We start from the raw sequence: 12,563 nt of genomic DNA, 5'->3' as shown, positions 1-12,563 counted from the left end.
CCGGCCGGGGGCGCGCGGGGACCGGCCCCGCCGCCCCGCCACCGACCGGGACGCCGAGCGTACTGGCCGCCGCCCCCGCGGGGCGCCGGGAACACCGGGACTGGCCCTTCCCGACCGCTCGCCGCCGCTTCCCGACCGGGCCCGACCACTTGGGCGCCGACCGGCCCCGCGGGGGGCCGCTTCACGACGGGCCTCCACGGCCTTCACGGCCTCCCCGGCCTCCCCGGCCGTCACGGGCGGGGGCGGGCCTCCAGGTGGTCGGCCAGGACGCGGGTCTCGAAGCGCGGTTGGGCGGCGGTGGCGGGGCCGCGGGCCGGGCGGCCGTCGGAGAGCCGGAAACGGGAGTGGTGCAGGGGGCACTCCAGGCAGCCGTCGACGACCTCGCCCCCGGCGAGGGAGGCCGCCATGTGGGTGCAGCGGTCGGCGAGCACCGTCCACCGGTCGCCGGCGGTGCGGACCACCACGACGGCGACGTCCCCGAGTCGGCGGCGGACGGGGGTGTCCACGGGGATGTCGGCGGTCGCTCCGAGGGAGTGCCAGTCGGATGGGGCGAGCCGGGGTTCGGCCTCGGCGTGGGCGGCACCCGCGGCCTGGTGGTACGCGAGGTGGCCGCCGAGTGCGGCGACCAGGCCGACGGTGCCGGTGCCGGCCAGGCCGAGCAGCCGTCCGCGCCCGGGGTGCCCGTTGCAGCGGGCGCGCAGCGAGGCGGCGTGCAGGAGGGCGGCGGTGACGGCTCCGGCGGCGTGCACCAGTCCGGTGCGGCGGTGGGTGGGCGGCAGGCGGGACCAGTCGACCCAGCCCGCCGCCAGCACCGGCGGCAGGACGGCCAGCCCGGCGGCGGTGAGTCGTCGCACGGCCCGGCCGTCCCCGCCGGTGGCCTCCAGCAGGGTGGCGGCCGTCCAGCAGCCCACCGGCAGTTGGGCCAGTGCCGGGTGCAGCGGGTGTCCGAGCCACACCCCGTGCAGCGCGTCCCGGGCCGGGCCGAGCGGCAGCTTCTGGACGAGACCGGCGATCCGTTCCGCCGCCGGGTCGAGGAACGCCCAGTTCGCGGGGGCGTCCATCCGGTCGGCGACAGCGTGGTACGCATCCATGCCCCGCGGTTGTCCGCCCCGGCGGACGGCAAACCCCGTCCGAGGAACTGCCGCGCGCACCACCGCGCCGCCCCGCTGAACGGTGCGGGGCGGCGCGGTGGTGCGGTGGGCGGGGTGGCGGGATGTCAGGAAGGGGTGATCCGTCCGCGCCAGCCGCCGCTCTCCACGCCGCGGTCCTCGATGAAGGACTTGAAGCGGTCCAGGTCCCCGCGGACCCGGCGGTCGATCATGCCCATGGTGTCGGCGGCGTGCTCGACCATGCCCTGGGGGTCGTAGTCCATCGCCAGGCGGACCTCGCAGCGCGCGTCGTCCAGCCGGGCGAAGCTGACCACGCCCATCTGCTGGACGTCGCCGCCGACCGTCCGCCAGGCGATCTTCTGGTCGGGCAGCTGGTCGACGATCTCGGTGTCGAACTCCCGGGTCACCCCGGCGATCTTGGTGCGCCAGTGGTTGTGGCGCTCGTCGATCTGCACGACCTGCTCGACGCCGTCCATGAAGCGGGGGAAGTCCTCGAACTGCGTCCACTGGTCGTACGCGGTGTGCAGGGGGACGTCCACCTCGATGGTCTGCTGGACCATGCTCATGCGTTCTCCTCCGTCTTCGTTCAGTGGCTACGTTGGCTGTGTTGGTTGCGTTGGCTGCGTGCGGTGGCCGGACGGGTCACCATCGGTACCAGCGGGCACGGCGGCCTCCCGTCCCGGCGCCCCGGGCGATGAAGCCGATCAGCCACAGGACCAGCACGGCGAGTGCGATCCACCACAGTACTTTCACGGCGAATCCCGCGCCGAACAGGATGACGATCAGCAGGAGTACCAACAGCATCGCGAGCACGGCAGTCACACCTCCTCGGTCCACGGGCGACCGCCGATGGGGGGAACGGACGACGGCCGCCGACCCGCTGCGGGTCTGCCGGGCGTCTGACCGGTTCGCCCCGGCTCAAACGTTTTCGCCCGGTTCGGGGGCGTCGGGCTCGGGGGCGTCCGGCTCGGGGGCGTCCGGCTCGGGGGCGAGGACTTCGACGGCGATCAGGCAGGTGTCGTCGTCGGTGTCGGCGGTGCTGGCGGCCAGGGCGCGGTCGAGCAGGGATTCGAGGTCGGCGGCGGGTTCGGCGAGGGCGCGGGCGAGGTGGTCGAGCGGTTCCTCGACGGCCTGGTCGCGGCGTTCGACCAGGCCGTCGGTGTAGAGCAGCAGGACGTCGCCGGGGCGCATCGCGAGTTGGTGCTCCTGGTAGTCGGGGTCGTCGGCGGCGCCGAGCAGGATGCCGTGCGGGAGCGGGAGCGGGCGGGCGGTGCCGTCGCGCAGCAGGAGGGGCGGGAGGTGGCCGGCCCGGGCCCAGTGCAGGGTGCGGGTGTCGGGGTGGTAGCGGGCGCAGATCGCGGTGGCGGTGGCGGCGCCGGTGAGGTCGGCGGTGGCCTGGTTGAGCCAGCCGAGCAGGCGGCCGGGTCCGGCGCCGGTGTAGGCGAGGCCGCGCAGCGCGTTGCGCAGGGCGACCATGCCGGTGGCGGCTTCGACGCCGTGTCCGGCCATATCGCCGACGACCAGCAGGGCGGTGCGGTCGGGCAGCAGGGTGGTGTCGTACCAGTCGCCGCCGACCCGGTCGCGTTGCGAGGAGGGGCGGTAGCGGACGGCGGCGCGCAGTCCGGCGCTCTCCAGCGGGGGCGGGGCGGGCGGCAGGATGGCCTGTTGCAGGCGCAGGGCGAGCAGGTGGCGCTCGGCGGCCTCCTGCCGGGTGGAGGCGAGGCTCTCGGTGGTGGCGGCGAGGGCGGTCTCGGTCCAGTGCTGGGCGGAGACGTCCTGGAAGGCGCCGCGGACGGCGGCGGTGCGTCCGGTCGGGTCGGGGACGGGTTCGGCGACCAGGCGGACGTAGTGGGTGTAGCTGCTGAGGTGCCGCATCCGGAACACGGTGGCGTCGGAACGCCCGTTGTCCACCGCCGAGTTGACGACCCGCCGGACGGCCTGCTCGTCGTCGGGGTGGACGTGTGCGGGCAGGGCGGCGAGCGGGATGGGTGCGGTGTCGGCGGGCAGGCCGAGCAGGTCGGCGGTGCGCGGCGTCCAGTGGATCTCGCCGGTGCGCAGGTCCTCCTCGAACCCGGAGAGGTGGCTGAGGCGCTGGGCGGCGCGCAGCAGTCGGTCGGTGCGGTCGTCGGCGCTGGTGGGCTGCCAGCTGACCAGGAGGTGGCCGGGCGGGCTGGTGAGGCGGGCGGCGGCGAACTCCAGCAGGACGGGGACGGGGGTCTGGCCGCTGAGGAAGGTCAGGGCGAGGCTGTCGGCGTGGTGCGGGCGGCCGGTGGCGTGCACCCGCAGCAGCAGGTCGAGCAGGCCGTCGGCGCAGGCCTGCGGGTAGGCGGTGGTGAGGGTGCGGCCCTCGACGCGGTGCGGGGGGCGGTCGGCGAGGTCGGTGAAGGCGGCGTTGACGCGACGGATGCGGAAGTCGGCGGGCGTGCCGGTGGCGGGTTCGGGGGCGAGCAGCAGGGCGGGGGCGAGGGCGGCGTCGAGGGCGGCGGTGTCGGGGCCGGGGCCTTCGGCGGTGTCGGGGTCGGGGCGGTCGGTCAGGGCGAGGGCGCAGACCTCGGCGGCGGCGCGCAGGCGGCGCCGTTCGGCGGGGGTGGGGTCGGACGGGCGGGTGCCCCAGGCGAGTTCGAGCACGGCGGCGGGGCCGTCGGCGCGGTGCAGCGGGACGGCGAGGCGGTAGGGGGCGCGGTCGGCGCCGAGGGTGGCGGTGACCGGGCCGGTGGGGCCGAGCGCGGAGCCGCTCGCCAGGGCCTGCTGGGCGGGGGTGGGCAGGCCGGGCGGGACGTGCCGCCAGGCGGTCCGTTCGGTCTCGGTGAAACCGGGTGCCGCGGCGGGGTGCAGGGCACCGCCGGGCTGGACGGTCCAGAGCACTGCGGCGGTGGCTCCGAGCGTGTCGGCGGCCTGGGTGAGCGCGGCCTCGACGACGGGCGGCGGCCGCCCGGGCGGGGCGGCCGGCGGGGCGGGCGGGGCGGGACCGGGGCCGGTGGTGGTGCCGGTGGTGGCGGCGGGCAGGGTGGTGAGGATGTCGGCGGCGAGTTCCTGCGGGCCGAGGCGGGCGCGTTCGGCGAGCGCGAGCAGTTGGGCCCCGGCCTCGGCCGGTCCGCAGCCCAGCCGCTCGGCGAGGACGCCGGTGGCCAGTGCGGTGAGCGGGCGGGCGGCGAGGGCGGCGCGCAGTTCCGTGACCTCCTCCTGGGCGTCGCGCAGCCGCAGCGCGAGCAGGTGGCGGACGCTCGGACGCGGCTCGGGCCCCGACGGCTCGGGCCCGGTCGACTCGCGGACGGACGGCTCGGGCGCGGTCGACTCGCGGACGGACGGCTCGCGGACGGACGGCTCGGGCGCGGTCGGCTCCGGTGGCGGCGGGTTCGGCGCGGGGGCCGGGTTCGGCTGGTTCATGCGGTCAACTCTCCACCCAGCGTTGCACGGTGGCGATCAACTCGGCGGCGTCGACGGGTTTGGTGAGGTGGTCGTCGGCCCCGGCGGCGAGGCTGCGGGCGCGGTCGTCCGGCATGGCTTTGGCGGTGACGGCGACGATCGGGACGGTGGCCCGGTCGGTGCTCTCGCGGATGGCGGCGGTGGCGGCGTAGCCGTCGAGTTCGGGCATCATCAGGTCCATCAGCACCAGGTCGGTCTCGGGGTGGGCGCGCAGCAGGGCGAGGCCGGTGCGGCCGTTGGCGGCGTGCAGGGCGGTGGCGCCCTCGAGTTCGAGGGCGGTGCTGAGGGCGTAGACGTTGCGCGGGTCGTCGTCGATGACCAGCACGGTGCGTCCGGAGAGCCGCCCGGCCCGGGCGGGCGCGACGGCGCCAGGTGCTTCGTGCGGGGCGCCCGGCGGGGCGGTGGAGGCCTTGGCGATGCGTTCGCGCAGTTCGTCCAGGCCGGTGGTGACCTCCAGGCGCTCGGCGGCGGGGAGGGACGGCTCGGCGCCGCCGGTGTGGCCGAGGACGGGGACGGGGTCGGCGCGCCGTTCGAGGGCGGCGAGCAGGGTGCGGGCGCCGTCCGCGGGCAGTCCGAGGTCGAGGACGATCAGGTCGTGGGGGGCGCGGCCGAGGGCGGCGAGGGCGCTGTCGGGGTCGCCCGCACTGTCGACGGTGGTGGCGGGGTCGCGGCCGGTGACGCCGCTGCGGGTGAGCAGGGTGAGCAGGCCGGGCGGATCGGGTTCGACCACCAGGATGCGGCGCTCCCCGCCCGGTTCCGTCTCCTCCTCCGCCGCTCCCCGGGGCTCGTCCTCCGGTTCGGCGTACGCGGCGGGCAGCAGTAGCGTGAAGCAACTCCCTTCCCCCGGTACGGATTCGGCGCTGACCACGCCGCCGAGCAGGCGGGCGAGTTCGCGGCTGATGGAGAGCCCGAGGCCGGTGCCGCCGTACTTGCGGCTGGTGGTGCCGTCGGCCTGCTGGAAGGCGCCGAAGATGGATTCCAGGTGGTCGGCGCCGATGCCGATCCCGGAGTCCTGGACGCGGAACGCGACGGCCGCCAGTTCGCGCCGCTCGGTGGGGAGTTCGCCGGGGCGGGCGGGTTCGACGGCGAGTTCGATGAATCCCCGGTCGGTGAACTTCACCGCGTTGGAGAGCAGGTTGCGCAGGATCTGCCGCAGCCTGCCCTGGTCGGTGTGGAGTTGCTCGGGGGCGCCGGGCGCGGTGGCGATCCGGAAGTCGAGGCCCTTCTCGGCGGCGAGCGGGCGGAAGGTGGTGTCGACGTAGTCGAGGAGTTCGCGCAGCTCGAACGGCTCGACGGTGACGTCGAGTTTGCCCGCTTCGACCTTCGACAGGTCCAGGATGTCGTTGATCAGTTGCAGCAGGTCGGATCCGGCGGAGCGGATCACCTCGGCGTACTCGACCTGTTTGCCGGTGAGGTTGCCCTCGCTGTTCTGGGCGAGCAACTGGGCCAGGATCAGCAGGCTGTTCAGCGGGGTGCGCAGTTCGTGGCTCATGTTGGCCAGGAACTCCGACTTGTACATCGACGTCCTGGTCAACTGCCGGGCGCGTTCTTCGAGTTCGCGGCGAGCCTGCTCGATCTGCAGGTTCTTCGCCTCGATGTCGCGGTTCTGGGCGGCGAGCAGTTCGGCCTTCTCGCCGAGTTCGGCGTTGGAGCGCCGCAGTTCCTCCTGGCCGTCGACCAACTGCTCGGAGCGGGCCCGGAGTTCGGAGGTGAGTCGGCGGGACTCGCGGAGCAGTTCGTCGGTCCGGGCGTTGGCCAGCAGGGTGGCGAGGGTGGTGCCGATGTCCTGGGCCAGGCGTTCCAGGAAGTCCCGGTGCAGGTCGGTGAAGTGGTGCAGGGTGGCGACCTCGACCACGCCGAGCAGCTTGTCCTCCATGGCGATCGGCTGGATGAGCAGTTCGCGGGGGGTGGCCGAGCCGAGGCCGGAGCCGATCTCGGCGTACTCGGGCGGGAGTTCGCTGATCGCGATGGCCCGGCGGCTGCGTCCGGCCTGGCCGATCAGCGACTCGCCGAGGCCGAAGCGGCGCGGGGTGTCGGCGTGGTGGTGGCCGTAGGCGGCGGCGCGGGCCAGGACGGTGCCGTCGTCGGTGCCCTCGGCGAGGTAGCAGGTGCCGTACTGGGCGTCGAGCAGCGGGCACAGTTCGTCCATCAGCAGTTCGGCCACCGCGGCCGGTTCGCGACGCCCCTGGATGAGGGCGGTGAGCCGGGCCAGGTGGGTCTTCAGCCAGTCCTGTTCGCGGTTGGCGCGGGTGGTCTCGCGCAGCGACTCCACCATCACGTTGACGTTGTCCTTGAGGTCGGCGACCTCGCCGGAGGCGTCGACGGTGACCGAGCGGGTCAGGTCGCCCGCGGTGACGGCGCTGGTGACCTCGGCGATCGCCCGGACCTGCCGGGTGAGGTTCCCGGCGAGCTCGTTGACGTTCTCGGTCAGCCGCTTCCAGGTGCCGGAGACGCCCTCGACCTCGGCCTGGCCGCCCAGGCGGCCCTCGGTGCCGACCTCGCGGGCGACGCGGGTGACCTCGGCGGCGAACGAACTCAGCTGCTCCACCATCGTGTTGACGGTGTTCTTCAGTTCCAGGATCTCGCCCCGGGCGTCCACGTCGATCTTCCGGGTCAGGTCGCCCCGGGCCACCGCCGTGGTCACCTGCGCGATGTTGCGGACCTGCGAAGTGAGGTTGTGCGCCATGAAGTTGACGCTGTCGGTGAGGTCCTTCCAGGTGCCCGCGACGTTCGGCACCCGGGCCTGGCCGCCGAGCGTGCCGTCCGTGCCGACCTCGCGGGCGACCCGGGTCACCTCGGCGGCGAACGCCGACAGGGTGTCCACCATGATGTTCAACGCCCCGGCCAGCGCGGCGACTTCACCCTCCGCCTCGACGGTGACCCGCTGCGACAGGTCACCGCGGGCCACCGCGGTGGCGACCTGGGCGATCGAGCGGACCTGGCCGGTCAGGTTGGACGCCATCACGTTGACGTTGTCGGTCAGGTCGCGCCAGGTGCCGGAGACGCCCCGGACGTCGGCCTGCCCGCCGAGGATGCCCTCGGTGCCGACCTCGCGGGCGACCCGGGTGACCTCGCCCGCGAACGAACTCAGCTGCTCCACCATCGTGTTGACGGTGCTCTTCAGCTCCAGGATCTCGCCCCGCGCCACCACGTCGGTCTTCCGGGTCAGGTCGCCGCGGGCCACCGCGGTGGCGACCTGGGCGATCGAGCGGACCTGCGCGGTCAGGTTGCCCGCCATGAAGTTGACGCTGTCGGTGAGGTCGCGCCAGGTGCCGGACACGCCCCGGACGTCGGCCTGGCCGCCGAGGATGCCCTCGGTGCCGACCTCGCGGGCGACCCGGGTGACCTCGGCGGCGAACGAACTCAGCTGCTCCACCATCGTGTTGACGGTGTTCTTCAGCTCCAGGATCTCGCCCCGGGCGTCCACGTCGATCTTCCGGGTCAGGTCGCCCCGGGCCACCGCCGTGGTCACCTGCGCGATGTTGCGGACCTGCGAGGTCAGGTTGCCCGCCATCGCGTTCACCGAGTCGGCCAGCTCCCGCCACGCCCCGTGCGCCTGCGGCACCTCCGCCTGGCCGCCGAGCATGCCCTCGGTGCCGACCTCGCGGGCCACCCGCGTCACCTCGGCGTTCAACCGGGCCAGCCGCTCCGCCATGTCGTTGTACACGCCCGAGATCTCCCCCAGCACCCCCGGCGCGTCCGGCAGCCGCAGCGTGAGGTCGCCGTCCCGGACGGCGGTCAGCCCCGCCAGCAGGCGGCGCAGCGCGACGCCGTCGGCGCCGGAGGCGACGAGCGCGGCGGGCCCAGGGGACGCGGCGGGTGCAGCGGGCTCGGCGGGCGCAACGGGCTCGGCGGGCGCAACGGGCTCGGCCGGTGCGGCGGGCGGGATCCCGTTGAGGTCGTCCGCCCGCGCGTGCTCCTGGCTCCCGCCCTTGTCCGGCGGCGGCTGCCGGTGCGACGGCGGCTGGTGCGACGGCGGCCGGTGCGGCCGTCCGGGGTCAGGTGTGCTGTCCACGCGACCATCACCTCGGCTCCGAGAACGCGGCACGGCCCCGGCGGGCGGGACCGCTCCCTGCTTCCACTGTGACACTTCCGCGTTCAGGGTTCCGCCGGAGGCCGGACGACCTCCAGCCACACCGTCTTGCCGCCGCCCGCCAGCGGTTCGCTGCCCCAGGCGGTGGCCAGCCGGTCGACCACCCGCAGCCCGTACCCGCCGGGCCGGGCGGGCACCCGCAGCGGGCGCAGCACCGGCAGGCGGTCGTCGGCGTCACTGACGGCGACCCGCAGCAGCGGTCCGTACCGGGTCAGTTCGAGGAGGTAGGGGCCGACGGCGTGCTGGCAGGCGTTGGTGACCAGTTCGCTGGTCATCAGCAGCACGTCCTCGGCGGTGGCCCGGACCTCGGTGTCCGGTGCGGGCAGCCAGCCCCAGGCCCGCAGCGCGCGGCGGGTGAACTCGCGTCCGCGGGCGACCGCGCCGGGTACGGCGGTCAGCGGCAGGCTGCGCCGGTCCGTACCGGTCCTGAGCGGGCGGTCGGGGTGCGCCGGGCGGGCGGCCATCACGGCGCCCCGATCGAGTCGTCCAGCGGGCCGGTCACCGCACCGGGCACCGGGCGGTCCGCGCTCGCCCCACCGCCCGCCCCGGACGCCACCCGGGACGCCGCCCCGGACGCCGTCCCGGACGCCGTCCCGGTCGCCGGTGCCGCGAGCGCGTCCTCGACGGTGGGGCGGACGTCCAGCACCTCGTCCGCGCCGGTGATCGCCAGCATCCGGGCGACCACCGCCCCGGGCGCGGCCAGCAGCAGCGGGAGGCCGGCGTGCAGGGCGGCGGCGTGTGCGCGCAGCAGCAGGTTGAGGCCGGTGGAGTCGCAGAACTCGAGGCCGCCGCAGTCCACCACCAGCCGGGCGGGCGGGTCGGTGACGGCCCGTTCCAGGGTCTCGCGCAGCGGGCCGACGCTGTCGTGGTCGAGTTCTCCCTCGGGCCGCACCACCAGCGCGCCGCCGGGTGGGTGCCTCAGCGCGACGACGAGTGGAGCGCCGGGACCTGCACCCGGTTGTGCGTCCACGGCTCGAACACCTCCTGCCGTACGGTATCGGGTCCTCCCCGATCCTCTCCCCCGGCCCTCCGCCCCGGTCCCTTCATCCTGGGGCGGCAGCATGCCGCGGCTACCCGAGCGGACGGAACTCAATCAGCGGCCGCCGCTCCTCCGCCCTCGCCGTCCCTGTCGCCGTCCCTGCCGTCCTGTCGGCCCTCGATCTGTCGGCGCAGCCCGGCGAGGGTGGCGGCCAGGATGCGGGAGACGTGCATCTGGGAGACGCCGATCTCGGTGGCGATCTCGCTCTGGGTGAGCCCGCCCCAGAAGCGCAGTAGCAGGACGGTGCGTTCCCGTTCGGGCAGCCGGTTGAGGAAGGGTTTCGCCATCACCCGGAGTTCGGCGACCTCCAGTTCGGGGTCGCAGGCGCCGAGCCGGTTGATCAGGGCGCTGCCGGTGTCGTCGGAGTCCTCGTCGCGCAGCGAGTCGAGCGAGTCGCAGCGGCACAGCCGTCCGGCCTCCAGGCCTTCGGCGGCCTGTTCCTCGGTGACGTGGAGCTCCTCGGCGATCTCGGTGGTGTCGGGCAGCCGCCCGAGGGACTGTTCGAGCCGGTCGGAGGCGTGCACGGCCGCCAGGTAGCGCTCCTGCACGCTGCGCGGGACGCGCAGCGGCCACGAGGTGTCGCGGAAGAACCGTTTGATCTCGCCGGAGATGGTGGGGATCGCGTACGTCACGAACTCGACGCCGCGGTCCGGGTCGAAGCCGTCGACGGCCTTGATCAGTCCGACGGTGCCGACCTGGACGATGTCGTCCAGGTCCTCCGGGCGGTGCCGGAACCGGGCGGCGACGAACCGCACCAGCGGCATGTTCAGCTCGATCAGGGTGCCCCGGACGTAGCTGTGGGCCGGGTCCTCGGGCGGCAGTTCGGCGAGCCTGCGGAACAGCGCGTCGCCGAGCCGGCGGGCCTCGTACTTGCCCATGGCGCGCATCTCGCGCCGGGTGGGCCGGTGCATCGGGTCTGCCTCGACCGGGTCGGTCGCGGTCGCGGCGGTGGTGACGGTGATCTCCGGGGTGGTGGAAACGGCGGCGGGTGCGCCGCGCAGCGTGGAGGCTCTGGTCACGGGGAGTCATCTCCCGGGTACGGTGGGACCTGCCCCGACAGCCCGGCCGGTGACGGCGCGCCGGGCGCCGGACGACGAGGTCGTCCGTGACTCGGCGGGCCGCACGGCGTCGGTACGGCGGCGGGGCGGGCGGAGAACCGTGGAAACCCGGCTTCTTCAGGCGACGGCTCCCGGCACGCGGCGCGCGGTTCGCGATTTCCTGCTCGCGAACTCGGCTCACATACCGTGACGTGTCACGTGGTGTGACGTAGTGACCCCTGAGGGGGGTCAGTCGCGCCGAGCGGTGCGCGCCCGACGTGGCGTCCTACTTTGTACCCCGTTCGTTGCCCGTGAACCACATTCGCCGTATTCATCCACCTGATCCGTATTCGCCCGATCTGCGTTCCGTCCGGTCGGCGTTCCATCCGGGCCCGGTTGGTTCGTGCCGCGGCGGGTAGGCGCGGCGGGTCACTGTCCGGCGACGAGAGGAGTCCGATCATGCCCGCCGGATCGAGCCCCAAGCGGGAGCGCCAGTACGAGCACATCAAGGAGGGCGAGCTGAAGCGCGGCGTCGGCGAGAAGCGCGCCGCGGAGATCGCCGCCCGCACCGTCAACAAGGAACGCGCCCGGCACGGCGAGAGCCGGACGGCGAGCCGCAGCTCCACGCACGACGTCTCCTCCGGGCACCGGGGCGGCAAGCGCTCGCACCAGGGGGCCGGAGGCCCGACGTACCAGCAGCTGTACAACGAGGCGCGGCAGCGCGGCGTGAAGGGCCGGTCGAAGATGAACAAGGGCCAGCTCGCGCACGCACTGGGACGGTGAGGCCGATGACCGCGACGACCACGATGACCGTGACGGCCGCTCCGCCGACCACGATGACCATTCCGATGCCCGTCGACCCGGACGTCCGACCGCCCGAGCCGCCGGACGCGCCGCCCCGGCCGACCGATCCGCCGGACCCGCTCGACCCCGCCCCGCACGACCCGCAGCCGCCGCGTCCGGGCCCGGATCCCGCTCCGCCCGACCCGGCGCCCTCGCCGGAGCCCTTCCCCGAGCCGCCGGACCGCCACGGCCCGCCGTTCCGGCCCGAGCCGCACCCCGAGCCCACCCCGCAGCCGAGCCCCTGAGCCCCGGGCCCCCGGGGCGGGACGGCCGGGGCTCCCGCCCCCTCCGACCGTCGGACCGCCCGCGCGCCTGAACGCCCGAGTACCCGGCCGTCAAACCGCGCGGCCGTCAAACCGCGCGGCCGTCAGACCGTCCGGCCGTCAGACCGTCCGGCCGTCCCACCCGGGGGCAGGGTCGACCACGAGCAGCGGCCGCAGGGCGCCGAGCACCGCGCCGATGCAGACGTCGCGCAGTTCCGAGCGGCTGCAGGTGGGTTCGGCCAGCCAGTCGACGCACAGCACCTGGACGAACACCAGCCAGCTCTTCAGCACGGTCGAGACCGTGGCCCGGGCGTCCTCGCCGGCCAGCGGGAGGACGGCCAGCAGGCGGGTGCGCAGCGCGTCCAGCTCCTCCGCCATGATCGTCTGCACGACGGGGTCCCCCGCGAGCACCCGGTTCGCCGCGAGCACGGCGTGGCGGTTGGCCACGAAGTAGTCGAGGTGCGCGTCCAGGCCCTGGGCGAGCTGCTGCACCAGCGTCTCCGCCGGGTCGAGGCGGGTCGCGGCGAGCAGTCGGTCGGCGGCCTGCTGGTAGACGGCGGCGAACAGCTCGCGCTTGCCCGGGAAGTGCCGGTAGAGCAGGGCCCGCGAGACTCCGGCCCGTTCGGCGACCTCCTCCATCAGCACCTCCTCGTAGGGGTGCGCGGCGAACAACTCGGCTCCGACGGCAAGCAGTTGGGCCCGTCGCTGGTCGGGGGTGAGGCGGCGGCGCGGGGCGGTGTTCATGACCCCGAT

At 74.8% G+C, this 12,563-nt stretch carries 11 protein-coding genes; 2 read left to right on the top strand and 9 right to left on the bottom strand.

What is annotated here, in order from left to right:
- Positions 1-230: 230 nt before the first annotated feature.
- The 8 genes from OO57_RS07825 to OO57_RS07790 form a co-directional block, all read right to left on the bottom strand.
- Positions 231-1,091 carry a Rieske 2Fe-2S domain-containing protein gene (locus OO57_RS07825; RefSeq protein WP_051776869.1) on the bottom strand — a complete coding sequence of 287 codons (861 nt, stop codon included), beginning with the start codon at positions 1,089-1,091 and terminating at the stop codon, positions 231-233.
- Between the two features lie 125 nt (positions 1,092-1,216).
- Entirely contained in the window at positions 1,217-1,675 is a 459-nt protein-coding gene (locus OO57_RS07820) for an SRPBCC family protein (RefSeq protein WP_033251564.1), read from the bottom strand.
- Positions 1,676-1,751: 76 nt separating this feature from the next.
- Positions 1,752-1,922 carry a hypothetical protein gene (locus OO57_RS07815; RefSeq protein ID WP_033251563.1) on the bottom strand — a complete coding sequence of 57 codons (171 nt, stop codon included), beginning with the start codon at positions 1,920-1,922 and terminating at the stop codon, positions 1,752-1,754.
- Positions 1,923-2,027: 105 nt separating this feature from the next.
- Positions 2,028-4,496: a SpoIIE family protein phosphatase gene (locus OO57_RS46700; RefSeq protein ID WP_051776867.1), complete on the bottom strand. Its 2,469-nt coding sequence runs from the start codon at positions 4,494-4,496 to the stop codon at positions 2,028-2,030.
- A gap of 4 nt (positions 4,497-4,500) precedes the next feature.
- Complete coding sequence (locus OO57_RS07805) at positions 4,501-8,298, bottom strand: HAMP domain-containing protein (RefSeq protein WP_051776884.1); 3,798 nt, start codon at positions 8,296-8,298, stop codon at positions 4,501-4,503.
- Between the two features lie 335 nt (positions 8,299-8,633).
- Positions 8,634-9,092 (bottom strand): ATP-binding protein, encoded by a 459-nt coding sequence (locus OO57_RS07800; RefSeq protein WP_051776865.1) that lies wholly within the window; start codon positions 9,090-9,092, stop codon positions 8,634-8,636.
- A complete protein-coding gene (locus OO57_RS45225) occupies positions 9,092-9,598 on the bottom strand; it encodes an STAS domain-containing protein (protein ID WP_081973526.1) in 507 nt (168 codons plus the stop codon). The genes OO57_RS07800 and OO57_RS45225 overlap by 1 nt, the downstream gene beginning before the upstream one ends.
- 119 nt (positions 9,599-9,717) lie before the next feature.
- Complete coding sequence (locus OO57_RS07790) at positions 9,718-10,545, bottom strand: SigB/SigF/SigG family RNA polymerase sigma factor (RefSeq protein ID WP_033251589.1); 828 nt, start codon at positions 10,543-10,545, stop codon at positions 9,718-9,720.
- 618 nt (positions 10,546-11,163) lie between these two features.
- Between OO57_RS07790 and OO57_RS07785 the strand changes: the two genes are divergently transcribed.
- Together OO57_RS07785 and OO57_RS07780 are read left to right on the top strand one after the other, a co-directional pair.
- Entirely contained in the window at positions 11,164-11,487 is a 324-nt protein-coding gene (locus tag OO57_RS07785; protein WP_033251561.1) for a hypothetical protein, read from the top strand.
- A gap of 5 nt (positions 11,488-11,492) precedes the next feature.
- On the top strand, positions 11,493-11,792 hold the full coding sequence (locus OO57_RS07780) for a hypothetical protein (protein ID WP_051776863.1): 300 nt from the start codon (positions 11,493-11,495) through the stop codon (positions 11,790-11,792).
- A gap of 138 nt (positions 11,793-11,930) precedes the next feature.
- On the opposite strand, the gene OO57_RS07775 is transcribed toward OO57_RS07780, so the two are convergent.
- Positions 11,931-12,554, bottom strand: a complete 624-nt coding sequence (locus OO57_RS07775; protein ID WP_033251560.1) for a TetR/AcrR family transcriptional regulator — start codon at positions 12,552-12,554, stop codon at positions 11,931-11,933.
- Positions 12,555-12,563: the final 9 nt, after the last annotated feature.

It is taken from the genome of Kitasatospora phosalacinea (genome assembly GCF_000717185.1).
Taxonomy (GTDB): Bacteria; Actinomycetota; Actinomycetes; order Streptomycetales; family Streptomycetaceae; genus Kitasatospora; species Kitasatospora phosalacinea_A.
The sequence above is the reverse complement of the archived record's forward strand: the minus strand, read 5'-3'. Positions and strand labels throughout refer to the sequence as shown.